Source organism: Ramlibacter sp. AN1133, from assembly GCF_037890035.1.
Lineage (GTDB): Bacteria > Pseudomonadota > Gammaproteobacteria > Burkholderiales > Burkholderiaceae_C > Ramlibacter.
Genome location: NZ_JBBKTQ010000024.1, coordinates 18,674 through 43,655, shown reverse-complemented (window position 1 = coordinate 43,655; position 24,982 = coordinate 18,674). Strand labels below are relative to the sequence as shown.

Below are 24,982 nucleotides of genomic sequence, written 5' to 3'. Positions count from 1 at the left end.
TCACTCCTCCACGGGCTGCGTCAGCAGGGCCATCGAGTGTGCCAGCAACTCCAGCTTGTCGTCGGCGACGAAGCGCCGCGCGGCGCCGGCCTCGAAGAAGCCCTCCGGGGTGTACACGCGCAGCGACCATTGCCCGCCGTGGCCTGCCGCTTCGGGCACCGTGAAGCTCACGTCCTGGCCCGTGGCGTTGAAGACCAGCAGCACCGACTGGCGCGACCCGTCCTCGCAGGGCGGGGCGAAGCGCGCGTCGAGCACGGCGGCGATGCAGCGCACCGCCGGATTGGTCCATTCCTCGCCCCGCATCTCCGTGCCCCAGACGCTGTACCAGACGATGTCGCGGCGGCGGTCGTGGTCCGGGCGGCCACTGAGCCAGTTGGCCTGCCGCAGCACGGGAAGTTGTCGCCGCAGGCCTATCATGCCCGCCGTGAAGGCCAGCAGCGGGTCCTGCCGCCGCTCTTCGCTCCAGTCGAACCAGCTCACCGGGTTGTCCTGGCAATACGCGTTGTTGTTGCCGCCCTGGGTGCGGCTCATCTCGTCGCCGCCCAGCAGCAGCGGTACGCCGCGCGAGGCGAACAGCGTGGTGAGGAAATTGCGCTTCTGCCGCTCGCGGAAGGCCAGGATCTCGGGATCGAGCGTCGGCCCCTCGGCGCCGCAGTTCCAGCTGCGGTTGTGGCTCTCGCCGTCGCGGTTGTCCTCCGCGTTGGCTTCGTTGTGCTTGTCGTTGTAGCTCACGAGGTCGTGGAGCGTGAAGCCGTCGTGCACGGTCACGATGTTGACGCTGGCGCGCGGGGAGCGGCGCGAATGCGAGTAGATGTCCGCCGAGCCGCACAGGGCCGCGGCGAAATCGCCCAGGCTGCCCTCCACGCCGCGCCAGTAGTCGCGCACGCGGTCGCGGTACTGGCCGTTCCATTCGCTCCAGCCCTGCGGGAAGCCGCCGACCTGGTAGCCGTGGTCGCCGAGGTCCCAGGGTTCCGCGATCAGCTTCGCGCGCTTGAGCACCGGGTCCTGCGCGATGGCGGAGAGGAAGGGCCCGCGGTGGTCGAAGCCCCCGTGGCTGTTGCGGGCGATGGCCGGCGCGAGGTCGAAGCGGAAGCCGTCCACGTGCATCTCGTCCACCCAGTAGCGCAGGCTGTCCATGATCAGCCGCAGCATCGCCGGGTGCGAGGCATTCAGGGTGTTGCCGGTGCCGGTGAAGTCCAGGTAGTGCCGGTGGTCCTCGGTCAGGCGGTAGTAGCTGCGGTTGTCGATGCCCTTGAAGCACAGCGTGGGGCCGAGGTGGTTGCCCTCGCAGCTGTGGTTGTAGACCACGTCGAGGATCACCTCGATGCCGGCGGCGTGCAGGGCCTTGACCATCGCGCGGAATTCGTCGGGGTCGCCGCCGGACAGGTAGCGCGGATCCGGCGCGAAGAAGGCGATGGTGTTGTAGCCCCAGTAGTTGGCCAGCCCCAGGTCGATCAGGCGCCGCTCGTCGTTGAAGGCCTGCACCGGCAGCAGTTCGACCGCGGTGACGCCCAGGCGCTTGAGGTGCGCGATGGCGGGCTCGCTGGCCAGCCCGGCGAAGGTGCCGCGCAGGGGCTCGGGCACCTCGGGCATCTGCTTCGTGAAGCCCCGCACGTGCACTTCGTAGAAGACGCTGTCCTCCATCGGGGTGCCCGGATGGCGGTCGTCGCCCCAGTCGAAGTGCGGGTCCACCACGATGCACTTGGCCGCGCTCGCGGCGTTGTCGGCGGGGTCGAGGTGCAGGTCGCGCTTTTCGTGCCCGAGGGGATAGGCGTACTGCCAGGGGGCGCCGCGCAGCGGCCGGTCGATCGCCTTCGCGTAAGGGTCCAGCAGCAGCTTGTGCGGATTGCAGCGCCAGCCGTGGTGCGGGTCGTAGGGGCCGTGCACGCGCAGGCCGTAGCGCTGGCCGGCCTGCAGGCCGGGGATGAAGCCGTGCCAGGTGTCGTCGGTGCGCGCGGGCAAGGCGACGCGCCGTTCCTCGTGGTCGCCTCCAGCGTCGAACAGGCAGACCTCGACGCGCTCGGCGGCGCTGGCATGGACGGCGAAATTGACGCCACCCTCGGCGAGGGTGGCGCCCAGTGGCCAGGGCCGGCCTGCGGAACAGGCGGCCGTGGCGCCGGCTGGCGCCGGTGGACTGCTGACGCGGTGCGCGCGGGTTTTGCCGACGGCTTGCGCCGTCATGCAAGCACCTCCATCCTCGGGACCGCCTCGCCGAACTGCGCGTCTTCACCCATGGGCGCGAGGAAGGGCGAGCGCGCCTTGGCGCGCGCCGGATAGGCGCCGGCCGGCACCACGACGATGCCGGAGGGCGTGACCGGGAAGCGCTTGCGGTCGACGTCGAGGTCGAAGCCGATGCGCTCGTCGGGCGGGATGTCGTTGTCCTGGTCGACGATGGCGTTGCGGACCTGCGCGCCGCGCCCGATGCGCGAGCGCTCCATGATGATGCAGTGCTCCAGCCGCGCGCCGCGCTCCACCAGCACGGAGCGGCGCAGCATGGCGTGATCGAGTTCGGCGCCGTCGATGATGCTGCCCGAGCCCACCACCGAGCGGTTGATCACGCCGTTCTCGATCTGGGCGGATTCGGCCTGGTCTGGGCTGGCGTAGATCGGCCAGTGGCGGTTGGTCATGCGGAACTTGGGCTGGGCGCCGAGGGTGTCGAAATGGGCCTGATAGTACGCGTCGATCGTGCCGACGTCACGCCAGTACGCGTGCTCCTCGTACGGCTCCGTGCCCGGGATCTCGTTGGTGGCGAAGTCGTAGGCCACCAGCCGGTGGCTGTTCACCATCGAGGGCAGGATGTGCTTGCCGAAATCGGTCTCGCCGCTCTCGTGCATGCGCTTCAACTGGCGCAGCAGCACGTCGGCGTTGAAGATGTAGTTGCCCATCGAGGCCAGCGCGTGGGTGCGGCTGCCCGGCATCGGCTGCGTGGTCTGCGGCTTTTCCTTGAAGTCGACGATGCGGTGGTTGTCGTCGATGTGGACGATGCCGAACTGGTCGCACTCGTCCAGCGCGACCGGGATGGTCGCCACGCTCGCGTGCGCGTTGCTCCGGATGTGGAAGTCGATCATCTGCCGGATGTCCATCCGGTAGATGTGGTCGGCGCCGAACACCGCCACGATGTCGGGCTGCATGCTCTCGATCAGGTGGATGTTCTGGTAGACCGCATCCGCCGTGCCCTGGAACCACGCCGGGCCGTGGCGCATCTGCGGCGGCACGACCGTGATGAAGTGCTGCGGCATGAAGCGCGCCATGGTCCAGGACTGGCGCACGTGCTCGATCAGCGACTGCGACTTGTACTGCACCAGCAGGTAGGTCGAGTAGATCTCCGAGTTCACCAGGTTGGACAGCACGAAGTCGACGATGCGGTGCTTGCCGTTGAAGGGCACGGCCGGCTTGCAACGGTTGGCTGTCAACGGGTGCAGGCGCGAGCCTTCGCCGCCGGCCATGACGAAGGCCAGTACGTTTCTATTCGCGGGCATGGGGTACTTCCTGGAGCAGGTTGGTGAGCGGGCGGTTGGAAAGGATCACGGTGCCCAGCGGCGGCACGGTGACGAGGGCGCTGGCCGGCCAGCCGCCCACGGGGTGGGCCGTGGCGGTCACGCGCCCCAGGTTGCCGACGCCGCTGCCGCCATAGAAGGCGGCGTCGCTGTTGAGGATCTCGTGCCAGGTCCCGGGCTCGGGCATCGCCACGCGCAGCGCCTGCCGCGGCTCCGGGGTCATGTTGCAGATCACGACTGCCATGTCCTCCTCGGTGCGGCCGCGCCGCAGGAAGGTCAGCAGGGTCGTCTCGTGCCGCTCGCAGGGCAGCCAGCTGAAGCCGCTGGCGTCGAAATCGTTGCAGTGCAGGGCGGGCAGGTGCCGGTAGGCCCGGTTCAGGTCCGCCACCCAGCGCGCCAGGCCCGCGTGGTAGGGGCGCGCCCACAGGTGCCAGTCGAGCGTGCGTTCGTGGTGCCACTCGTCGACCTGCCCGAACTCGCCGCCCATGAACAGCAGCTTCTTGCCCGGGTGGGCCCACATGTAGCCGTAGAGGTTGCGCAGGCCGGCGAAACGCTGCCACTCGTCGCCGGGCTGCTTGTTGATCATGCTGCCCTTGCCGTACACGACCTCGTCGTGCGACAGCGGCAGGATGAAGTTCTCGTGGAACGCGTAGACCAGCGAGAAGCGGATGTCGTCGTTGTGCCAGTGCCGGTAGAAGTGCGGCCGCGACATGTAGCGCAGCGTGTCGTTCATCCAGCCCATGTTCCACTTCATGCCGAAGCCCAGGCCGCCGAAGTCCACCGGCCGCGAGACGGCCGGCCAGGCAGTGGATTCCTCGGCGATCATGTGGACGTCCGGGAAGTGTGCGTAGACGGTGGTGTTCAGGTCCTGCAAGAAACGCACCGCCTCGTGGTTCTCGCGCCCGCCGTGCTGGTTGGGAATCCATTCGCCGTGCCGGCGCGCGTAGTCCAGGTACAGCATGGAGGCCACGGCGTCCACGCGCAGGCCGTCGAAGTGGTACTTCTCCAGCCAGAACAGCGCATTCGAAATAAGGAAATCGCGTACTTCGTAGCGGCCGTAGTTGAAGATCAGGCTGTTCCACTCGGGGTGGAAGCCGCGCCGCGGATCCTCGTGTTCGTACAGCGCCGTGCCGTCGAAGCGCGCCAGCGCATGCGGGTCGGCCGGGAAGTGCGAAGGCACCCAGTCGAGGAACACGCCGATGCCCTGCTGGTGCAGCGTGTCGACGAAGGCCATCAGGTCCTGCGGCGTGCCGTAGCGCGAGGTGGGCGCGAAATAGCCGGTGGTCTGGTAGCCCCACGAGCCGTAGAAGGGATGCTCGGTGATCGGCATGAGCTCCACGTGCGTGAAGCCCATGTTGTGGCAATGCGTGGCCATGCGATTGGCGATCTCGCGATAGTTGAGGAAGCGGCCGTCCTCCTCGCGCTGCCAGGAGCCGAGATGCACCTCGTAGATGGAGATCGGCGCCTGCTGCCCCTGGCGCTGCCAGCGGGTCTGCATCCATTCCTGGTCGCCCCACTGGTGCGCGAGGTCCCAGATCTGCGAGGCCGTGCCGGGTGCGGCTTCCATGCGGAAGGCGTACGGGTCGGCCTTGTCCATCCAGTGGCCCCACGGGTTCTGGACGCGGTACTTGTAGCAGTCCCCGGTGCGCGCCCCCTCGACGAAGCCGGTCCAGCGGCCGCTACCGTCTTCCACGCGCTGCAGCGGCTGGCAGTTCCAGTGGTTGAAGCTGCCCATCACGCCCACATTGCGTGCATTGGGCGCCCAAACGGTGAACCATGTCCCCTTCTCGGTGCAGTGGGCGCCCATCACCTCGAACTGCCGATGGTGGTGGCTCGCCCTGCGTTGGACCTGGGGATCGGGCCGCATGGGGACCGGCGTGGTTTTCTCCTCGGGCTGTAGGTGGGGCTTCATGGCCTGCGTCGTTTTTCGACCGGCAATTCTGGATTCGGCCCGGTTTCGGCGATGAAGGATGCACCGACCAAGCAACGTAGGCAGGAACCTACATACGGACCAGAAGGGAATCGTCAGTCCTGCGTCGGTGTACTACCGACGCCGAGCTGGCGCGCGGCCGCTCGTCAGACGCCCAGGTATTGCTCGAGCAGCTGCGGCTGCGCGCGCAGCTCGGCCGAAGTTCCTTCGAAGACCACTTCGCCCTTGACGAGGATGACGTTGCGGTCCGTGACCTGGGTGACGTGCTTCCAGGCCTTGTCGACGATCACGCTGGAGATGCCGCTGGCGCGGATCAGGGCACAGATGCGCCAGATGTCGCGCGCGATCAGCGGCGCGAGTCCCTCCGTGGCTTCGTCGAGGATGAGCACGTCGGGATTGGTCATGAGGGCACGGCCGATGGTGAGCATCTGCTGCTCGCCGCCCGACAGCTGTTGCCCGCCATGCTTGAGGCGTTCCTTCAAGCGCGGGAAGGTGTCGAGCACGCGCTCGTAGGTCCAGTCGCGCTGGCCTTGCGTGCCCGCTCGCGCCGCCATCACCAGGTTTTCCTTCACGCTGAGGTTGCCGAAGATGCCGCGGCCTTCCGGCACGTAGGCGATGCCGCGCTGCGCGACCTCGTAGGGCGGGCGGCCGACCATGTCGCGGCCCTTGATCTCGACGGTGCCCCTGCGCGGCGGCACGATGCCCATGAGCGACTTCAGCAGCGTGGTCTTGCCCATGCCGTTGCGACCCATGAGCCCGATCGTCTCGCCGCGGTCCACGTGGAAGTCGATGCCGCGCAGGATGTGGCTGGTGCCGTAATAGGTGTGCACGCCGCGCGCGCAGATCAGGCGTTCAGCCATGGCCCGGCGTCCCCGCGCTTGTCACTTCGTGGACTGCGCTGCCCCCCGAGGGGGCTGCGGCGCCCTGGGGCGGCCCGGCGTCGCCGGTTTCCTCGCCGAGGTACGCGGACTGCACGTTCGCATCGGCGCGCACCTGCGCCGGCGTGCCGCTCGCGATCACCTGCCCGTTGACCATCACCGTCAGGTGGTCGGCCAGCGTGAACACGGCATCCATGTCGTGCTCCACGAGCAGCATCGCGTGTTCCTTCTTCAGGCGCAGCAGCAGTTCGACCATGCGTTCCGCTTCGGCCGTGCCCATGCCGGCCAGCGGCTCGTCGAGCAGCAGGACCTGCGGGTCGGTCGCCAGCGTCATGGCGATCTCGAGCTGCCGCTGCTCGCCATGGCTGGTGGCGGCGGCCATGAGGCCGCGGCGGTGCTGCAGGCCGGCGAGTTCGAGTGCGCGCTCGGCGCGTTCGTTGGCTTCGCGCACGTCGTCGGCGAGCTTGAGCCATCGGGCCGCGTAAGGCGTGCGCGATTGCGCCGCCAGCCGGATGTTCTCCCACACGGTGAAGGGCAGGAAGATGTTGGTCTTCTGGTAGCTGCGGCCCAGGCCCGCACGGGCGATGCGCTCGGGGCTCCAGCCGGTCACGTCGCGGCCGGCTAGCGTCACCGTGCCGGTGGTGGGCGCGATGTCGCCCGCCAGCAGGTTCGTCAGCGTCGACTTGCCCGCGCCGTTGGGGCCGATCACGGCGTGGATGCGGTCGCGCCAGAGCTCCAGCGTCACGTCCTGCACCGCGGCGAGCCCGCCGAAGCGCTTGGTGAGCTTGCTCGCGGCGAGCAGGGCGTCAGTCGACATGGGCTTGCCTCGCGGCCGGCAGCGGCGGCACTTCCTCGATCTGCGTGTCGCGCCGCCGCAGCACGCGCGCGACGAGCCCGAGCAGCCCGCGCGGCGCGAAGGCCACCACCAGCACGATGAACAGGCCCATCCACAGCTGCCAGTGCTTGCCGGTGTCGAAGCCGCCGATCGCGGGCAGGTCCTTGAACGCGTGCAGGAGGTACTCGAAGGCGAAGGCGCCGGCGATGGCCCCCGCGAAGTTGCCCATGCCGCCCAGGATCACCATCATGATCGCGTGCGCGCTCATGTGGAATCCCATCAGCTCCGGGTTGATGAAGCCCGTCTGCGCGCCCCACAGGTAGCCGGCGAGCCCCGCCAGCGCGCCGGCCAGCGTGAACGCCGCCAGCTTGTAGCCGAAGGTGCCGAAGCCCATCGCGCGCATGCGGTGCTCGTTGACGCGGATGCCCGCCAGTGCGCGGCCGAAGGGGCTGAACAGCAGCCGGCGCAGGAACAGGTACACCAGCACCATCACCGCGAGCGTGAAGTAGTAGAAGACGCGCTTGTCCTCGAGGTCGAACACGCCCGCGTCCGGCTTGAAGTTGATGTAGACGCCGTCGGAGCCGCCCAGCACCTTGTTGTCGAAGAACAGGAAGAACACCATCTGCGCGAACGCCATGGTGACCATGATGAAGTAGATGCCGCGGGTGCGGACCACGAAGAAGCCGATCACCAGGGCCGCCAGGCCAGCGGCCGCGACGGCGACCGGCAGCGTCCACCACAGGCTCACGGCCCTGTCCTGCGGGGTGAGGAAGGCGAGGGCGTAGCCGGCCATGCCGAAGTAGGCGGCGTGGCCCAGCGACACCAGGCCCGTCACGCCCAGCAGCAGGTCCAGGCTCATGGCGAAGATCGCCAGGATCATCATGCGCGCGACCATCTGCGCGTAGAACTCGGTGCCCACGAAGGGGAACACCAGCAGCGCGGCGAGGCCGGCGAGCAGCACCGCCTGCAGCCCGCGCGGCAGTGTTTCCAGGTTGGCCTTGGCTGCGCTCACTGTTGAAAGAGCCCTTCGGGCTTCCACAGCAGCACGGCGGCCATCAGCATGTAGACCAGCATGCCGGCCACGTGCGGCAGCAGCACCTTGCCGAAGGTATCGACCAGGCCGACCAGCAGGGCGGAGATGAGCGCGCCGCGCACCGAGCCGATGCCGCCGATCACCACCACCACGAAGCACATGATCAGCACCTGCGAGCCCATGTTGGGATAGACGCTCGAAATCGGCGAGGCGATCATGCCCGCGACGCTCGCCAGCCCCACGCCCAGCGCGAACACCACGGCGTGGATCAACTTGGCGTTGATGCCGAGGGCCTCCGCCATTTCGTGGTTGAACGCCCCGGCGCGGATCTTCATGCCCAGGCGCGTCTTCGAGATCAGGAAGTACAGCCCCAGCGCCAGCATCACGCACACGCCGGACATGAACAGGCGGTACACGGGGTAGGACAGGTTGTCCGTGAGCGGGATCGAGGCCGAGAGCAGCTGCGGGATCGTGACGCCATGCACGTCGTCGCCCCACAGGATGGAGCGCGACTCCTCGAAGATGTAGATCAGCCCGAAGGTGAGCAGCACCTGGTCGAGGTGGTCGCGATGGTAGAAGTGGCGGAACAGGATGCGCTCGAGCACCAGCCCGAACAGCACCGACAAGGCGGTGCCCAGGATGATCGCCAGCGTGAGGCTGCCGGTCCTGGCGGCGAGCGACCAGGCGAGGTAGGCCCCCAGCATGTAGAAGCTGCCGTGCGCGAGGTTCACCACGCCCATGATCCCGAAGATCAGCGTGAGGCCGGCCGCGAGCATGAACAGCAGCAGTCCGTACTGCACGCTGTTCAGGAGCTGGATGAGGAAGTTGGGGAAGTCCATGGAAAACAGGGCACGCGCAGGGCGCTCCCGTAGGCTGGTGGTGCAGCGTCAGCGAAACCCCAGCGATGCGCGAGCGCCGCGAGCGCTGGGGTTCGGCCTTCGGCGCTCACCGCCAGCCTACGTGGGCGGCTTCACCCTCGTGAACGGGCGCGGCCTCAGGCCGCCGCCATCTTGCAGCCCGCCCCCGAATCCGACAACGCCTTCGCGGCCACGCCGATCACCTTGTTGTCGCCCTTTTCCACGCGGCGCAGGTAGATGTCCTGCACCGGGTTGTGGGCCTTGCTCATGCTCCACTTGCCGCGCGGGCTGTCGATGGTCTGCGTCTCGAGCGCCTTGTACAGCGCCTGCTTGTTGCCGATGTCGCCCTTGACCGCGGCCATGCCCTGCGACAGCAGCACGCCCGTGTCGTAACCCTGCACCGAGTACACGTCCGGCTGCATCTTGAAGGCCTTGGCGTATTCGAGCCGGAACTGCTTGTTCTTGGGGATGTCCAGCGAATCCGCGTAGTGCATCGTGGTCATGATGCCCTCGGCCGCGGCGCCGGCGGCGTCGAGCACGCCTTCGGTCAGGAAGCCCGAGCCCCACAGCGGAATCTTGTCCTTCAGGCCCGCGGCGGCGTAGTCCTTGATGAACTTGGCGGCGCCGCCGCCGGCGAAGAAGCAGGCCACGGCATCCGGACGCAGCGAGGCGATCTCGGTCAGCAGCGCCTGGAATTCGACGTTGGGGAAGGGCAGGCCCAGTTCCTTGACGATGGTGCCGCCGGCCTTGGTGTAGCTGTCGCGGAAGCCCTCGAAGGCCTCGTCGCCGGCAGCGTACTTCCAGGTGATCCACACGGCCTTCTTCAGGCCCTTGTCGACCATCGGCTTGCCCAGGGCCAGCGTCGGCTGGCTGTTGGTGAAGGAGGTGCGGAACACGTTGGGCGCGCACAGCGCGCGCGTGGCCGCATGCACGCCGGCGTTCGGGATCAGGCTCAGCACGCCGCTTTCGCGCGCGACGCGCTGGATGCCCATCTGCACGCCCGAGTGCACGGTGCCGATCAGGACGTCGACCTTGTCGCGCTGCACCAGGCGGTTGGCGTTCTCCACGCCCTTGGACGGCTCCGATTCGTCGTCGACCTTGAACCACTCGATCTCGCGGCCACCGAGCTTGCCGCCCCGCTCGCCGATCGCCATGCGCACGCCGTTCTCGATGGCCACACCGAGCTGCGCGAACGTGCCGGTGTAGGGCAGCATCAGCCCCACGCGGATCTTGTTGGACTGCGCGCGCGCGATCTGCGGCAGCAGCAGCCCGGTGGAGGCCGCCCCGACAAGGGCGGCGCCGCGGGAGAGCACGAGGCGGCGGGTGGTCATGAAAGCTCCTTCGTTCGATCGGCGCGCAAGGGAGAGGACGCGCCGGGTTTTCTGTTTCGTTGCCAGCGAAATTGTGGCTGCATGCGGCGCGTGCGCGCCACATGGCTTTCCCTCACGCGCCCGATTGCGCGCGCAGCTTGAAGCGCTGGATCTTGCCCGTCGCGGTCTTCGGCAGCTCGGGGACGAAGGCGATCCAGCGCGGGTACTTGTAGGGTGCGAGGCGCGACTTCACGTGGCCTTGCAGGTCCTCCGCCGAGGCCTGCCGGCCGGCCTTGAGCACCACGTAGGCCTTCGGCTTGACGAGGCCGTCCTGGTCCGCCACGCCGATCACCGCCGCCTCGAGGATGGAGTCGTGCGTCATGAGGCAGGCCTCGACCTCGAAGGGCGACACGTAGATGCCGCCCACCTTCAGCATGTCGTCGCTGCGGCCGCCGTAGGTGTAGTAGCCGTCGGCGTCGCGCGTGTACTTGTCGCCGCTGCGCGTCCACTCGCCGGCGAAGGTGCTCTTGGTCCTGGCGCGGTTGTTCCAGTACATGATCGCGGCGCTGGGGCCGCTGATCTGCAGTTCGCCGATCTCGCCGGGGCCGCACTCGTGGCCGTCGTCCGCGACGATGCGCAGGTCGTAGCCGGGCACCGCCTGGCCCGTCGTGCCGTAGCGCACCTGGCCCGGCCGGTTGGACAGGAAGATGTGCAGCATCTCGGTGGAGCCGATGCCGTCGAGGATCTCGGTGCCGTACTCGCGCGTCCAGCGCTCGCCGATATCGGCCGGCAGCGCTTCACCGGCGCTGGTGCACACGCGCACCTTGAGCTCCGACTTCTTCGGCCGGCCCGGGTCGGCGAGCAGCGCCGCATAGAGCGTCGGCACGCCGTAGAAGATGGTGGGCTGGAATTTCTTCAGCACCGAGAAGACATCCGCGGGTGTCGGCCGGCTGGCCAGCAGCACTGTCGTGGCGCCGACACTCATGGGGAAGGTGAGCGCGTTGCCCAGGCCATAGGCGAAGAACAGCTTGGCGGCGGAGAACACCACGTCGTCCTCGCGGATGCCGAGGATCGGGCGTGCATAGAGTTCCGCGGTCTGCACCAGGTGGCTGTGCAGGTGCACCGTGCCCTTGGGCATGCCGGTGGAACCGCTGGAATACAGCCAGAAGCAGGCGTCGTCGCTGCAGGTGCCGGCCACTTCGGCATCGGGCTTGCCCGACGCGATCATGTGCGCCACCGAGTTCGTGCCGGTTTCGCCGGCGACCACCATCTGTTCGAGCGTGGAGATGCTGCCGATCAGCGGCTCGAAGGTGGGCAGCAGCGGCCTGGAGACGAACAGCACCTGCGCGCGCGAATCGCGCAGCATGAAGTCGAAGTCCTTGGTGGTGAGCAGCGTGTTGGCGGCGACCGGCACCACGCCGGCGAGGATGCTGCCCAGGAACACGACCGGCCACTCCAGCGTGTCCAGCATCGCGACCATCACGCGGGTTTCCGGCGCGATGCCGCGCTGGCGCAGCGCGTTGGCGAAGCGGTGCGCCTGCTCCGCCAGTGCGCCGTACGTGAGCTGCTGGCCGGTGGACGCATCGATGTAGGCGACCTTGTCGGGGCGCGCCGCGTTGCGGGCGAGCAGGTCGTGCGCGGCGTTGTAGTCGCGCGGGATCTCCACGCGCGGCGGCGTGGTGCTGTGGTCGGCGTGGCTCAGGTGCATGCTTGTCTCCTGGTTGGTCCCGGTGTATCCCGGGATCCGGTGTTGCTGCTCCCGTAGGCTGGCGGTGAGCGCCGAAGGCCGAACCCCAGCGCTTCGCGCAGCTCGCTGGATCGCTGGGGTTCCCTTCGGTCACCGCCAGCCTACGAGCCGCAGCCTATCGAGCTTTACGCCGCCACTTTTTGCGTTGCCGCAAGGGCTTCCTGCAGCCACCCGCGGCACCACGCCGTCGCCAGTTCCTCCGGCATCGTGCCGGCGCTCGCATCGTGGCACCACACCTCGCCGATGCGCTGCGCGCCCAGGCCCTGCAGGCGCTCGTCGAACTTCCTGCCGCCGAAGCAGAAGGTCTGCGCATACGTGCGGTCGCCCAGCGCGATCACGCCATAGCGCACGTGGCCCAGGAACTTCGGCCGGCTGTCCAGCGATTCGTACAGGATCCGCGCGTTGTCGGGGACGTCGCCGGAACCGTAGGTGGACGTACAGATGAGATATACCGCATCCTCTTCGAAGGCGTCAATGTCGAGTCCGTCCATGAGGGCCACTTCGATCTCGTCCACGAGGTCGGCGCAGTCCATCTGGATGGCCTGGGCGACGTAGTCGGCCGTGCTGGTCATGGTGCCGACGAGGATCTTGAGCTTCATGCGGGGGGGTCCGTTGATGCAGTAAATTGCTTGACAGTGCGGGTCGTAGAAATATACTGCAATCTTGATCCAGGGCAAAGTTTCCGGAGAAAAGCCCGCGTCCCCATGACCGAAATCGAACCCCGCGCCACCCTGGCCGAGCTCGGCGCCCGCGTCCGCGCCTGGCGCGCCCGCCGCGGCATGACGCGCAAGCAGCTCGCCACCGATTCGGGGCTGTCGGAGCGCTTCCTCGCCGACGTCGAAACCGGCAAGGGCAACGTCTCCATCAATTCGCTGGAGGCCGCGGCCCGCGCTCTCAACCTCACCATCCTCGACCTGCTGCAGGACGCGCCGCGGCCCGCCATCGCGCGCGTGCAGGGCCTGCTCGCGCGGCTGGACGAACACCAGCTGGAGCAGGCGTACTCGCTGCTCGCCGCGTCGTTCGGCCTCGCCGATGCGCACGGCCGCGAACAGCGCATCGCGCTGGTCGGCCTGCGCGGCGCCGGCAAGACCACGCTCGGCGCGCAGCTCGCGCAGCAGCGCGGCGTGCCCTTCGTCGAACTGGACCGCGAGATCGAACGCGAGGCCGGCACGAGCATGTCGGAGATCCTGCTGCTGCACGGCCAGGCCGGCTACCGCCGCTACGAGCGCCGGGCGCTGCTGCGCATCGCCGAGGAACATGCCGACGGCGTGGTGATGACCACCGGCGGCAGCATCGTGAGCGAGCGCGAGACCTTCGACCTGCTGCAAAGCCACTTCTATTGCGTGTGGGTCAAGGCCAGCCCCGAGGAGCACATGAGCCGTGTCGTCGCGCAGGGCGACATGCGCCCGTTCAAGGCCGCGCGCGGCGAGGAGGGCGAGGTCTCGCGCGCCGCGATGCACGAGGCGCTGGAGGACCTGCGCCGCATCCTCGCCAGCCGCGAACCCCTCTACGCCCGCGCCGACGCCGTGGTGGACACCGCGGCGCGCAGCGTCAAGCAATCGCTCAAGGACCTGGAGCGCGCCGTGCCCGCGGGCCAGCCTTCGAGCCTGGAGACCCGATGAACGCACTGAGCGAACCGCTCCTGTCCAGGCAGGTGCTGGCCGGCGAGGAGCGAGAGCTGGTGAGCTTCGCCACCCATCCCTCGCGCTACCGCCACTGGAAGCTGTCCGTGGAGGGCGATGTCGCGCGCCTGAAGCTGGACATCGACGAGGAGGGCGGCATCCAGCCCGGCTACAAGCTCAAGCTCAATAGCTACGACCTGGGGGTCGACATCGAGCTGCACGATGCGTTGAACCGCATCCGCTTCGAGCATCCGGCGGTGAAGGTGCTGGTGTTCGAAAGCGGCAAGGACCGCATCTGGTGCTCCGGCGCCAACATCTACATGCTGGGCCTGTCGACGCACGCCTGGAAGGTGAACTTCTGCAAGTTCACCAACGAGACGCGCAACGGCCTGGAAGACTCCTCGCGCAACGAAGGCCTGAAGTCGCTCGCCGCGGTGACGGGCGCCTGCGCCGGCGGGGGCTACGAACTGGCGCTTGCCTGCGACCGCATCGTGATGGTCGACGACCGTTCCTCCACGGTGAGCCTGCCGGAAGTGCCGCTGCTGGGGGTGCTGCCCGGCACCGGCGGCCTCACGCGCGTGACCGACAAACGCAAGGTGCGGCGCGACCTGGCGGACATCTTCTGCACGACGAGCGAGGGCGTGCGCGCCGATCGCGCCCGGGCGTGGAAGCTGATCGACGAGTTCGCCAAGCCGCAGCAGTTCGGCGCGCTGGTGGACCAGGAAGTGGCGGCGCTGCGCGGCGCATCGACGCGCAACGGGCCGGCGCAAGGCATCGCGCTTACGCCCGTGCAGGCGAAGATCGACGACGCGGGCTACCACTACGAAGTGGTGGATGTGGCCATCGACCGCGCCGGCCGCATCGCGACCCTCACCGTCAACGCGCCCGGCGCCGCGATCGAGTCCACGCCCGAAGCGATCGTCGCCGCCGGCGTGGACTGGTGGCCGCTGAAGCTGGCCCGCGAGCTGGACGACGCGATCCTGAACCTGCGCACCAACGAGCTGGAGATCGGCACCTGGGTGCTGAAGACCCGCGGTGACGCGGAACGTGTCGCGCAGGCCGACGCGGTGCTGGCACAGCAGGCGGCGCACTGGCTGGTGCGCGAAACCACCGGCGCGCTGCGCCGCACGCTCGCCCGGCTGGACGTGACGAGCCGCTCGCTGATCGCGCTGGTCGACCAGGGCTCCTGCTTCGCCGGCACGCTGTTCGAGCTGGCGCTCGCCTGCGACCGCATCTACATGCTGGACCTGCCCGATGCGCCGGACGCGGCGCCGACTCTGCGCCTGACCGATGCCAACTTCGGCCGCTACCCCGAGGTGAACGGCCTCACGCGCCTGGCCACGCGCTTTCACGAGGACGCGGCGGCCCTGCAGCAGCTCGAAGGCGTGAAGGACAGCGTGCTGCGCGCCGCGCAGGCGCTGGAACTGGGCCTGGTGACGGTCACGCCCGACGACATCGACTGGGACGACGAGATCCGCCTGCTGCTGGAAGAGCGCGCCTCGCTGTCGCCGGACGCCCTCACGGGCATGGAGGCGTCGCTGCGCTTTCCCGGCCGGGAGACCATGGAGACCCGCGTGTTCGCCCGCCTGTCGGCGTGGCAGAACTGGATCTTCATCCGGCCCAACGCGGTCGGCGAGGAGGGCGCCCTGAAGCTGTTCGGCACCGGCAGGAAAGCCAGGTTCGACTGGAAGCGCATCTGACGACGACGTGAGCAACCCACCAGGAACTCCATGAGCAGCATCGACCTGCAGGCCAAGATCCCCAACAACGTCCACCTGGCCGACAACCGCCAGCTCCAGCGCGCGCTGGAGCACTGGCAGCCTGCCTTCCTGCGCTGGTGGGACGAGATGGGGCCGAGCGACTTCCGCGCCAACGAGGTCTACCTGCGCACCGCCGTGGGCGTCGACGCGCAGGGCTGGGCGCAGTACGGCTACACGCCGATGCCCGACTACCGCTGGGGCATCTTCCTGGCCGACCGGCAGGAGGGCCGCAAGATCGGCTTCGGCGACTTCATGGGCCAGGACGCCTGGCAGGAAGTGCCGGGCGAATTCCGCTCCATTTTCCGCCGCCTGATCGTCACGCAGGGCGACACCGAGCCGGCGTCGGTCGAACAGCAGCGCCTCCTGGGCCACACCGCGCCGTCGCTCTACGACCTGCGCAACCTGTTCCAGGTCAACGTGGAGGAAGGCCGCCACCTCTGGGCGATGGTGTACCTGCTGCACGCCTACTTCGGCCGCGACGGCCGCGAGGAGGCCGAGGAGCTGCTGGAGCGCCACAGCGGCGACCCGGACAAGCCGCGCATCCTGGGCACCTTCAACGAGCCCATGGACAACTGGCTGTCCTTCTTCATGTTCACCTACTTCACGGACCGCGACGGCAAGTTCCAGCTCAAGTCGCTGGCCGAGAGCGCGTTCGATCCGCTGGCGCGCAGCTGCCAGTTCATGCTGACCGAGGAGGCGCACCACATGTTCGTGGGCGAGACCGGCGTCGGCCGCGTGATCCGGCGCACGCTGGAAGTCATGAAGGAGCTCGACACCGACGACTGGAAGAAGGTGCGCAGCGCCGGCGCCATCGACTTGCCCACGATCCAGCGGTTCATGAACTTCTGGTTCACGAGCTCGCTGGACCTGTTCGGGTCGGAGGCTTCGTCGAACGCCGCCAACTACTTCAGCAACGGCATCAAGGGCCGGCCGGACGAGGGCCGGTTCGCCGACCACGTCGAGACCGACACCACCATGACCATCCAGGTGCCTGACGGGCAGGGCGGCGTGCGGGACGAGACGATCACCGTGCGCAACGGCATCAACGAGATCACCCGCCTGGAATACGCGAAGGACTGCAACATCGGCGTGACGCGCTGGAACATGCTGGTCAAGCGCGCCGGCGTGGCCTTCGAGTTCAAGCTGCCCGCCACGCGCTTTCGCCGCAGCGTGGGGGCCTGGGCGGGCATGCACACGGATCCGCAGGGCCAGCCGATCACGCAGGCGGAATTCGAGGCGCACCGGGCCGAATGGCTGCCGACGCAGGAGGACATCCGCTTCGTCAAGAGCCTCATGCAGCGCGTGACCGAGCCCGGCAAGATGGCCGGCTGGATCGCCCCGCCGGACCGGGGGATCAATGCGCAGCCGGTCGAATACGAATACGTGAAGCTCTGAGGTATTCCTCCCTCCCCCTCCGGGGGAGGGCCGGGGTGGGGGCTCTCCCGGCGCCCTTACGCCGCCAGCAGCTGCCGATGCTCCCGGTGCTGCCCCATCCGGAACAGCGACACCGCATCCACCAGCCGCTCCGCCTGCCGGCTGAGGCTCTCCGCGGCCGCCGCGGCTTCCTCCACCAGCGAGGCATTGCTCTGCGTCACGCGGTCGATCTGCGTGACGGCCTGGCTCACCTCCGCGATGCCCTTGGTCTGCTCCTGGGTCGCGCTGCTGATCTCGGCCAGCAGCAGCGTCATCTGCTGCACCTGCTCCACCACGTCCTTCATGCTGTCGCCGGCATGCACGGCCTGCTGTTCGCCCGCCTGCACCTTCTGCACGCTGGTCTCGATCAGCGTCTTGATCTCCTTGGCCGCCGACGCGCTGCGCTGCGCCAGTGAGCGCACCTCCGCCGCCACCACGGCGAAGCCGCGGCCCTGCTCGCCGGCGCGCGCGGCTTCCACCGCGGCATTGAGCGCCAGGATGTTGGTCTGGAAGGCGATGCCGTCGATCACGCCGATGATGTCGGCCATGCGGCGGCTGGCTTCCGTGATGCCGGCCATGGTGCCCACGAGCTGCGAGACCGCCTGCCCGCTCGCCTCCGCGGAGCGGCTGGCGGTCGACGCCATGTCGCTGGCGGCGCGCGTGGTGTCCGCGTTCGCCCGGACGGTGGCGCTGATCTGCTCCATCGACGCCGCGGTCTGCTGCAGGTTGCTCGCCTGCGTCTCGGTCCGCTGGCTGAGGTCCTGGTTGCCGGTGGCGATCTGCGTGGTGCCCGTGGCGATGTTCTCGCTGGATTGGCGCACGGTGGCCACCAGGTCCACCAGGCTGGCGTTCATCTGCGACAGGGCCTGCAGCAGCTGCGCCGCTTCGTCGCTGCCGTGCACGTCGATCTGCGAGCTGAGGTCGCCCTTGGCGACGGTGCGCGCGACTTCCACCGCGCGGCGCAGGCGGTCCACGATGCCGCGACTGAGCATCCAGCTCAGGAGGGCCAGCACCACCGCGGACACGGCGATCGATACGATGATCGCGACCTTGGCGAAGTGGGAGGACGCGCCGCTGTCCTCGTGGGCGGCGCGGGCGCGCTGCTCGATGAGGGTGCTGAGCGCTTCCATCTCCTTTTCCAGGCTGCGGAAGGTGGCCATGAATTCCTTCATCTGGCCGATGGCGGCGTTGCGGTCCGTGAACGCCAGCGCCACCAGCGCCTTGGAGCGGGCCAGGTACTGGTCCAGCGCCGGGCGGACCTTCGCGGTCGCGGCCTTCGTCTGCGCATCCAGCTCCATGGCTTCCAGCCGGTGCAGGCCGCCCTCGAACAGGGTCGCGTGTTCCTGCAGGTCCTTGCGGATCGCGTCCGCGGCGTCGGACGTCGCGTCCTGGCCGGCCATCAGCGCCGCCAGCACGTCGGCACGCAGGGCGTCATGCGCCATGTCGGCCTCCATCTGGCTCTTGAGCGCCGTCTCCGCCTGCAGCATCTGCGCGGAGCTCGCTTCCTGGTAGCTGGTGGCGACGTAGCCCGTCGCGCCCACGGTGATGACGAACAGCAATGCCAGCAGCGCCAGGCCGGTGAGCTTGCGTGCGATGGTGAGCTGGAAACCCATGCGTTACTTCCCCTCGTTCGATTCGTTGATCAACAGGCTTGCCTTTCCTTGTAAGTAAAGGTAAGCGAGACGGAAGCTATCACGCGCCCCTCGCGGCGCCGAAGGAACGAAAGTGCCGACGCGCGGCGTGACAGGGGGAAAGGGATCAGGCGGTCGCCGCGGCGGGACGAACGGCGTGGCGCGGCGCCCACGGATTCGCGTTCTTCAGACGCCGGTAAGGAAAGCATGGGTCGCGGCGCGGCGCGGGCCGCGCGCAGGCCGCATCGTAGAATGCGCCCTTCGGAGCGTAGCGCAGTCTGGTAGCGCATCTGGTTTGGGACCAGAGGGTCGCAGGTTCGAATCCTGTCGCTCCGACCACCCCCAGGGCCGCCATTCGCCGCGGCCCTTTGCTTTTCCGCACCCGCAGTCCGTCGTTCTTTCGCCGTAGGGAAATGGCCTGAGCGCATCTTGACGTCCCACAAGGCGGGCCCGGGCTGCCGCGCGATTCTTGAAGTCAGCCGCGCCGCCCGATGGCCAACCGGGCCAGCGCCGGCGTGGCCAGTGCCACCCCCTCATGACAGGAGCGAGAAGATGCCCATCACCAAACCCAGTCCCGTCACCACGCCCGTCCAGCCGGTGATCGCGCCGGTGCGCCCGGTGCACGACATCGACCTGCCCAAGAGCCTGTTCATCGACCACGCCGGCCTGCGCCTGCACATCGACTGGAAGGCCCTGTGCGGCAAGAACCCGTCGTTCAACTACGAGGTGCCGCTGGCCCCGGCCACGAACGCCCCGCTGCTCGATGTCACGCAGTTTCGCCGCATCAACGTGATGATCTCGGGAACCCAGTCCTCGGCCTCGATGTACCTGGGCAAGCTGGATGGTTCGCACTGCTGCGAAGTCAACACCCTGCCGATCGACAACCGCATCCACAGCTTCGAGGTCACGGGACCGCACATGCGCATCTACCTGCACGGCACCCCGGCACTGGGGGTCGAGGACGTGCAGCTCTGGGTGTACCTGAGGTCCTGAAGAGTCCATAGAGCAGGGGCCCGCGAACGCCCGCCGGCGATCCGACCGGCGGGCGTTTTTTCGTGGCGCTTGCGCTTGACGGCCCGGTGGGCGGGCCGCTACATTTCATTTGTACGTACAAATGTGCCAATGGAACAAAAGGACCCGCCCATGCTGACTCCCGTGCGCAAGACCGACCGCCGCATCCGTGCCACCTACGGCCGCTACCTCGAGGAGTTCGAGGTGGGCGACATCTACGAACACCGGCCCGGCCGCACGATCACGGAGGCGGACAACATCCACTTCTCGCTGCTGACGATGAACGCCCACCCGATGCACTGCGACAAGGCGTTCGCGGCGAAGAGCGAGTTCGGCCAGCTGCTGGTCAACAGCGGCCTGTCGCTGGCCGTGGTGCTGGGCATGACGGTCAACGACGTCAGCGCCAAGGCCATCGCCAACCTCGGCTGGACGGAGATCAAGCTGACTGCGCCGGTGTTCTGCGGCGACACGCTCTACGCCGAATCGGAAGTGCTGGCCGTGCGCGAGTCCAGGAGCCGGCCCACGCAGGGCATCGTGACCACCCGCACCCGCGCCTTCAAGCAGGACGGCACCCCGGTCATGGAGTTCACCCGCATGTCGCTGATCCCCAAGCGCGGCCACGCCGTCGACGACTGACCCGCCCGACCCGAAAACCAGGAGACAAGCCATGAACAGATCCACCTTCGTCCGCGCCGCGCTGCTCGCGCTGGGCGTGGCCGCCGCCGGTGCGGCGCAGGCCGCTTACCCCGACAAGACCATCCGGCTCGTCGTCGGCTTCCCGGCCGGCCAGGCCACCGACATGATCGCCCGCGTCTTCGCCAAGAAGCTGCAGGACACGCTGGGCCAGCCCGTGATCGTCGACAACAAGGCGGGCGCCGCCGGCATCATCGGCTCCGAGCTGGTCGCCAAGGCGCCGGCCGACGGCTACACGCTGGTGGTGGGCTCCAGCGGCACGATGGCCATCAACCCGAGCCTCTACTCGAAGCTGCCGTACCACCCGCTCAAGGACTTCCAGCCGGTGAGCATCCTGGCCGTGGTGCCGCTGTTCCTGGCGGTGAACCCGCAGTTCCCGGCGCAGACGGCGGCCGACCTGGTCAAGCTCGCCAAGGCCTCGCCCGGCAAGATCAACTACGGTTCCGCCGGCAGCGGCGTGACCAGCCACCTGACGATGGAACTGTTCAAGCAGGCCCAGGGCATCGACCTGATCCACGTGCCCTACAAGGGCAGCCCGGCGGCGGTCACCGACCTGATCGGCGGCCAGGTGAACGTCATGTTCGACACGGGCCCGGCGCTGCTGCCGCACATGCGTTCCGGCAAGGTGCGCGTGCTGGCGGTGGCCAGCAAGCAGCGCAACGCCGCGGCGCCGAACGTGCCGACCATGGCGGAAGCGGGCCTCGGCCACTTCGAGGCGCCGGCCTGGGTCGGCCTCGCCGCGCCCAAGGGCACGCCGAAGGAAGTGATCGACGCGCTGCAGAAGGCGCTGGCCTCCTGGCGCGACGCCCCCGAGGTGCGCGAGCAGCTCACCGCCGTCGGCGCCGAGCCGGCCACCATGAGCGCCCCTGAATTCACGAAGTACATCCAGGCGGAAATCGACAAGTGGGCCCTGGCGGTGAAGCTCTCCGGCGCCAAGGTGGATTGAGGCCATGACGCAACCGACCCTGTCTTCGCGCCTGGCCGGCTTCTCCGCCGGGTTCCGCCTCGAAACCGTGCCGGACGAGGTCCGCACGCGGGCCAGGCACCTGATCCTCGATGCCCTGGGCATCGCGATCGCCTGCACGCAATGGGACTTCGCCCGCGTCACGCTGGCCGGCCTGCGCGAGCTGGCCGGCCCCGGCGGCGACGTGCCGGTGATCGGCCACGGCGAATCGCTGCCGCTGCGCGACGCAGTCGCGATGAACGCGCTGCTGGTGCACGGCCTGGACTACGACGACACGCATCCCGCCGGCGTGATCCACGCCACCACCTCGGTGCTGCCGGCGGCGCTGGGCCTGGCCACGCGCCTGGGCAGCTCGGGGCGGGACCTGCTGGCCGCCTACATCCTGGGCATGGAGACCACCACGCGGCTGGGCGCCGCGGCCAGGGGCGGCTTCCACCAGGTCGGCTTCCATCCCACCGGCCTGATCGGCACCTTCGGCTGCACGCTGGCCGCCGCGCGCCTGCTGGGTCTGGACGAAGAAAGGACGGTGCAGGCCCAGGGCATCGCTCTGTCCTTCGCCTCCGGCAGCCTGGAATTCCTCAACGACGGCGCCTGGACCAAGCGCCTGCATCCGGGCTGGGCTGGCGCGGCGGGCATCACCGCCGCCACGCTGGCGAAGAACGGTTTCGTCGGCACCCGTGCCGCGTACGAGGGGCGCTTCGGCCTGTACAACAGCCACCTCGGTGCGCTGGCCGAGAAGTGCGACCTGGACCTGGTCGCCGCGGGGCTGGGCACGGTCTGGGAGACGAACAACGTCGCCATCAAGCCGGTGCCGGCCTGCCACTTCACGCATGCCTGCGCCGACGCGGCCAGCCTGCTGCATCGCGACTGGAACAACGCACCGGTCCAGCGCATCGTGGCGCGCGTGCCGGCCGGCGTGATGAAGACCGTCTGCGAGCCGATAGAGAACAAGCGCCGCCCGGCGAATGCCTACGAGGCGCAGTTCAGCATTCCTTATTCCGTCGCCACCGGCCTGCGCTTCGGCCGCTTCACGCTCGACGCGCTGGAGCCGGCCGCCTACCAGGACCCGCAGACGCTGGCGCTGGCCGCCCTGGTGGAATGCGAAGCCGACCCCAAGGCGGACTTCCCGCGCTACTACGGCGGCGAGGTGATCGTCGAACTCGCCGACGGCCGCACGCTCAGGCACAGCGAGCCGATCAACCGCGGCGCCGCCACGCGCCCGATCAGCAATTCCGACATCGTGGCCAAGTTCCACGACAACGCCGCCCGCGCCGTCGATCGCGCGCAGGCCGACCGCATCCTTCACGCCGTGCTCTCGCTGGAGCAGGGCAGCGCCCGCGACCTGGCGCAACTTCTGGGCGTGCGCGCCCGCCTGGAGAACAAGCAATGAACGCCCGCCACCACCCCGCCGTGGAACAAGACGCCGAACAGGAAGGCCTGATCCTGGACATGCTGGATCGCTTCCTGGCCGTGGAGGTCAAGCCCTACGTGCACGACCTCGAGCACGACGACATCTATCCCGCGGAGATCGTGGAGAAGATGAAGGAGATGGGCCTGTTCGGCTGCATCATCGACCCGGAGTACGGCGGCCTGGGTCTCTCCACCTCCACCTACGCCAAGATCATCGAGCGCATGTCGGCGGTGTGGATGTCGATCTCCGGCATCGTCAACTCGCACCTGATCATGGCGATGACGGTGCAACGCAACGGCACCGAGGAACAGAAGAAGCAGTTCCTGCCCCGCTTCGCCACCGGCGAACTGCGCGGCGGCGTCGGCCTGACCGAGCCCGATGCCGGCACCGACCTGCAGGCGATCCGCACGGTGGCCAGGCGCGAGGGCGACACCTACGTCGTCAACGGCACCAAGATGTGGATCACCAACAGCCTGTACGGCAACTGCCTGGCGCTGCTGGTGAAGACCGACCCCAAGGCGGAGCCGCGCCACAAGGGCATGAGCCTGCTGATCGCCGAGAAGGGCGAGGGCTTCATCGTCAGCAAGAAGCTGGAGAAGCTGGGCTACAAGGGCATCGACACGTGCGCGCTGGCCTTCGAGGACTACCGCGTGCCGGCCGACCGCCTGATCGGCGGCGTGGAAGGCAAGGGCCTGCAGCAGATCCTGGGTGGCCTGGAGCTCGGTCGCATCAACGTGGCCGCCCGCGGCCTCGGCGTGGCGCAGGCCGCGCTCGACGAAGCCGTGGCCTATTCGCAGGTGCGCAAGACCTTCGGCAAGCCGATCTGCGAGCACCAGGCGATCCAGCTGAAGCTCGGCGAGATGGCGACCCGCACCCAGGCCGCGCGCCTGCTGGTGTACGCGGCCGCCGAAGCCTACGACCGCGGCGAGCGCTGCGACATGGAAGCCGGCATGGCCAAGTACTTCGCCACCGAGGCGGGGCAGGAGAACGCGCTGGAAGCCATGCGCATCTTCGGCGGCTACGGCTACTCCAAGGAATACAACGTGGAGCGCCTCTATCGCGATGCGCCCCTGCTGCTGATCGGCGAAGGCACCAACGAGCTGCAGCGCATCATCATCGCCAAGCAACTGATCGAGAGGAACCCGGCTTGAACGCGCGCGACCCCATGGCTTCCATCACCCCCGATGCCGCGCAAGCCCCGGCGCCCGCGAACCTGCCGCTGGCCGGCGTGCGCATCATCGCCGTCGAACAGTACGGCGCCGGCCCCTTCGGCACCCAGCACCTGGCGGACCTGGGCGCCGAGGTGATCAAGATCGAGAACCCGAACGAAGGCGGCGACGTCGGCCGCGTGGTCGGCCCGCATTTCTTCGGGCCCGGCGACAGCCACTTCTACCAGTCCTTCAACCGCAACAAGAAGAGCATCACGCTGGACCTGAAGAAGCCCGAGGGCCGCGAGGCGCTGCGCCGGCTGGCCAGGGATGCCGACGTGGTGTTCGACAACCTGCGCGGCGACCTGCCGGCCAAGCTCGGCCTCACCTACGAGCACCTGAAGGACGTGAACCCGGCGATCGTCTGCGGCCACCTGTCCGCCTACGGCCGCACCGGCTCGCGCGCGGCCTGGCCCGGCTACGACTACCTGATGCAGGCCGAGGCCGGCTACCTGTCGCTCACCGGCGAGCCGGACGGCCCGCCCGCGCGCATGGGCCTGTCGATCATCGACCTCATGACCGGCACCACGGCGGCGATGGGCATCCTCGCCGGCGTGATCGGCGCGCGCGCCACCGGCATCGGCCGCGACATCGACGTGAGCCTGTTCGACGTGGCCCTGCACAACCTGGCCTACGTCGGCACCTGGTACCTCAATGCCGGCAAGGCGATCGGCCGCGAGAAGCGCTCGGCCCATCCCTCGCTCACGCCCAGCCAGCTCTATCGCACGCAGGACGGCTGGATCTTCCTGATGTGCAACAAGGACAAGTTCTGGGGCGTGCTGTGCAACTGCATCGGCAAGCCCGAATGGGCCGACGCGCCGGAATACAGGACCTTCAAGGAGCGCCTGGCCAACCGCGATCGCATCACCGGGGAACTCGACGCCGTGCTGCAGGCGCGCACGACCGAGGAGTGGATGAAGCTCTTCGCCGGCAAGGTGCCCGCCGCGCCGGTGTACGACGTGGCCCAGGCCCTGGACAACGACTTCGTCGCGGAGCAGGAGCGCCTGCTGGAGTTCCCGCACGAGAAGGGGCCCATCCGCATGATCGCGTCCCCGGTGCGCGCCGGCGTGCATCCGACCCGGCCAGCGCCGGCCATGGGCGCGGACACGCAAGCGGTGCTGCAGGGTGTCGGCTACAGTGCGGAGCAGGTCGCCGCGATGAAGGCCGGCGGCGTCACCTGAT

The 24,982-nt window shown here is 68.5% G+C and carries 20 protein-coding genes and 1 tRNA gene; 10 read left to right on the top strand and 11 right to left on the bottom strand.

Going from position 1 to position 24,982, the window contains the following annotated elements; genetic code table 11:
- The 10 genes from glgX to WG923_RS24650 form a co-directional block, all read right to left on the bottom strand.
- Positions 1-2,181, bottom strand: coding sequence for a glycogen debranching protein GlgX (gene glgX / locus WG923_RS24695; protein WP_340353669.1), 2,181 nt, complete (start codon positions 2,179-2,181; stop codon positions 1-3).
- A complete protein-coding gene (locus WG923_RS24690) occupies positions 2,178-3,479 on the bottom strand; it encodes a glucose-1-phosphate adenylyltransferase (protein ID WP_340353668.1) in 1,302 nt (433 codons plus the stop codon). The genes glgX and WG923_RS24690 overlap by 4 nt, the downstream gene beginning before the upstream one ends.
- Positions 3,466-5,364 (bottom strand): 1,4-alpha-glucan branching protein GlgB, encoded by a 1,899-nt coding sequence (glgB, locus tag WG923_RS24685; RefSeq protein ID WP_445322975.1) that lies wholly within the window; start codon positions 5,362-5,364, stop codon positions 3,466-3,468. Before glgB ends, WG923_RS24690 begins: the two co-directional genes overlap by 14 nt.
- A gap of 209 nt (positions 5,365-5,573) precedes the next feature.
- The gene (locus tag WG923_RS24680; RefSeq protein WP_340353666.1) at positions 5,574-6,287 is read right to left on the bottom strand and encodes an ABC transporter ATP-binding protein; all 714 of its coding nucleotides are present in this window, start codon (positions 6,285-6,287) and stop codon (positions 5,574-5,576) included.
- The gene (locus tag WG923_RS24675) at positions 6,280-7,122 is read right to left on the bottom strand and encodes an ABC transporter ATP-binding protein (RefSeq protein ID WP_340353665.1); all 843 of its coding nucleotides are present in this window, start codon (positions 7,120-7,122) and stop codon (positions 6,280-6,282) included. Before WG923_RS24675 ends, WG923_RS24680 begins: the two co-directional genes overlap by 8 nt.
- Positions 7,112-8,152 (bottom strand): branched-chain amino acid ABC transporter permease, encoded by a 1,041-nt coding sequence (locus tag WG923_RS24670; RefSeq protein ID WP_340353664.1) that lies wholly within the window; start codon positions 8,150-8,152, stop codon positions 7,112-7,114. Before WG923_RS24670 ends, WG923_RS24675 begins: the two co-directional genes overlap by 11 nt.
- Positions 8,149-9,012, bottom strand: a complete 864-nt coding sequence (locus WG923_RS24665; protein ID WP_340353663.1) for a branched-chain amino acid ABC transporter permease — start codon at positions 9,010-9,012, stop codon at positions 8,149-8,151. The genes WG923_RS24670 and WG923_RS24665 overlap by 4 nt, the downstream gene beginning before the upstream one ends.
- A 155-nt stretch (positions 9,013-9,167) precedes the next feature.
- On the bottom strand, positions 9,168-10,361 hold the full coding sequence (locus WG923_RS24660; protein WP_340353662.1) for an ABC transporter substrate-binding protein: 1,194 nt from the start codon (positions 10,359-10,361) through the stop codon (positions 9,168-9,170).
- 112 nt (positions 10,362-10,473) lie between these two features.
- Entirely contained in the window at positions 10,474-12,048 is a 1,575-nt protein-coding gene (locus WG923_RS24655) for a benzoate-CoA ligase family protein (RefSeq protein WP_340353661.1), read from the bottom strand.
- A gap of 164 nt (positions 12,049-12,212) precedes the next feature.
- On the bottom strand, positions 12,213-12,686 hold the full coding sequence (locus WG923_RS24650; RefSeq protein ID WP_340353660.1) for a flavodoxin domain-containing protein: 474 nt from the start codon (positions 12,684-12,686) through the stop codon (positions 12,213-12,215).
- A 105-nt stretch (positions 12,687-12,791) separates the two neighbouring features.
- Here WG923_RS24650 and WG923_RS24645 point away from each other — a divergent pair, with 105 nt between their 5' ends.
- From WG923_RS24645 to boxB, 3 genes are read left to right on the top strand one after another with little or no spacing between them, the layout of a single operon-like run.
- Positions 12,792-13,709 (top strand): helix-turn-helix transcriptional regulator, encoded by a 918-nt coding sequence (locus WG923_RS24645; RefSeq protein ID WP_340353659.1) that lies wholly within the window; start codon positions 12,792-12,794, stop codon positions 13,707-13,709.
- Positions 13,706-15,409 carry a 2,3-epoxybenzoyl-CoA dihydrolase gene (boxC, locus tag WG923_RS24640; protein WP_340353658.1) on the top strand — a complete coding sequence of 568 codons (1,704 nt, stop codon included), beginning with the start codon at positions 13,706-13,708 and terminating at the stop codon, positions 15,407-15,409. Before WG923_RS24645 ends, boxC begins: the two co-directional genes overlap by 4 nt.
- 30 nt (positions 15,410-15,439) lie before the next feature.
- The gene (gene boxB / locus WG923_RS24635; RefSeq protein ID WP_340353657.1) at positions 15,440-16,864 is read left to right on the top strand and encodes a benzoyl-CoA 2,3-epoxidase subunit BoxB; all 1,425 of its coding nucleotides are present in this window, start codon (positions 15,440-15,442) and stop codon (positions 16,862-16,864) included.
- Positions 16,865-16,920: 56 nt separating this feature from the next.
- Here the strand turns inward: boxB and WG923_RS24630 are convergent, their stop codons facing one another.
- Positions 16,921-18,495 (bottom strand): methyl-accepting chemotaxis protein, encoded by a 1,575-nt coding sequence (locus tag WG923_RS24630; protein ID WP_340353656.1) that lies wholly within the window; start codon positions 18,493-18,495, stop codon positions 16,921-16,923.
- 280 nt (positions 18,496-18,775) lie between these two features.
- Here WG923_RS24630 and WG923_RS24625 point away from each other — a divergent pair.
- From WG923_RS24625 to WG923_RS24595, 7 genes are all read left to right on the top strand, one after another.
- Positions 18,776-18,852: transfer RNA gene (locus tag WG923_RS24625), tRNA-Pro, on the top strand.
- 213 nt (positions 18,853-19,065) lie between these two features.
- Complete coding sequence (locus tag WG923_RS24620; protein ID WP_340353655.1) at positions 19,066-19,506, top strand: hypothetical protein; 441 nt, start codon at positions 19,066-19,068, stop codon at positions 19,504-19,506.
- Positions 19,507-19,656: 150 nt separating this feature from the next.
- Positions 19,657-20,160, top strand: coding sequence for a MaoC family dehydratase (locus WG923_RS24615; protein ID WP_340353654.1), 504 nt, complete (start codon positions 19,657-19,659; stop codon positions 20,158-20,160).
- A 31-nt stretch (positions 20,161-20,191) separates the two neighbouring features.
- Positions 20,192-21,163, top strand: coding sequence for a Bug family tripartite tricarboxylate transporter substrate binding protein (locus tag WG923_RS24610; RefSeq protein WP_340353653.1), 972 nt, complete (start codon positions 20,192-20,194; stop codon positions 21,161-21,163).
- A gap of 4 nt (positions 21,164-21,167) precedes the next feature.
- Complete coding sequence (locus WG923_RS24605) at positions 21,168-22,571, top strand: MmgE/PrpD family protein (protein WP_340353652.1); 1,404 nt, start codon at positions 21,168-21,170, stop codon at positions 22,569-22,571.
- A complete protein-coding gene (locus WG923_RS24600) occupies positions 22,568-23,743 on the top strand; it encodes an acyl-CoA dehydrogenase family protein (protein ID WP_340353651.1) in 1,176 nt (391 codons plus the stop codon). Before WG923_RS24605 ends, WG923_RS24600 begins: the two co-directional genes overlap by 4 nt.
- A gap of 14 nt (positions 23,744-23,757) precedes the next feature.
- Complete coding sequence (locus tag WG923_RS24595) at positions 23,758-24,981, top strand: CaiB/BaiF CoA transferase family protein (RefSeq protein ID WP_340353650.1); 1,224 nt, start codon at positions 23,758-23,760, stop codon at positions 24,979-24,981.
- The last annotated feature ends 1 nt before the right edge of the window (position 24,982 follow it).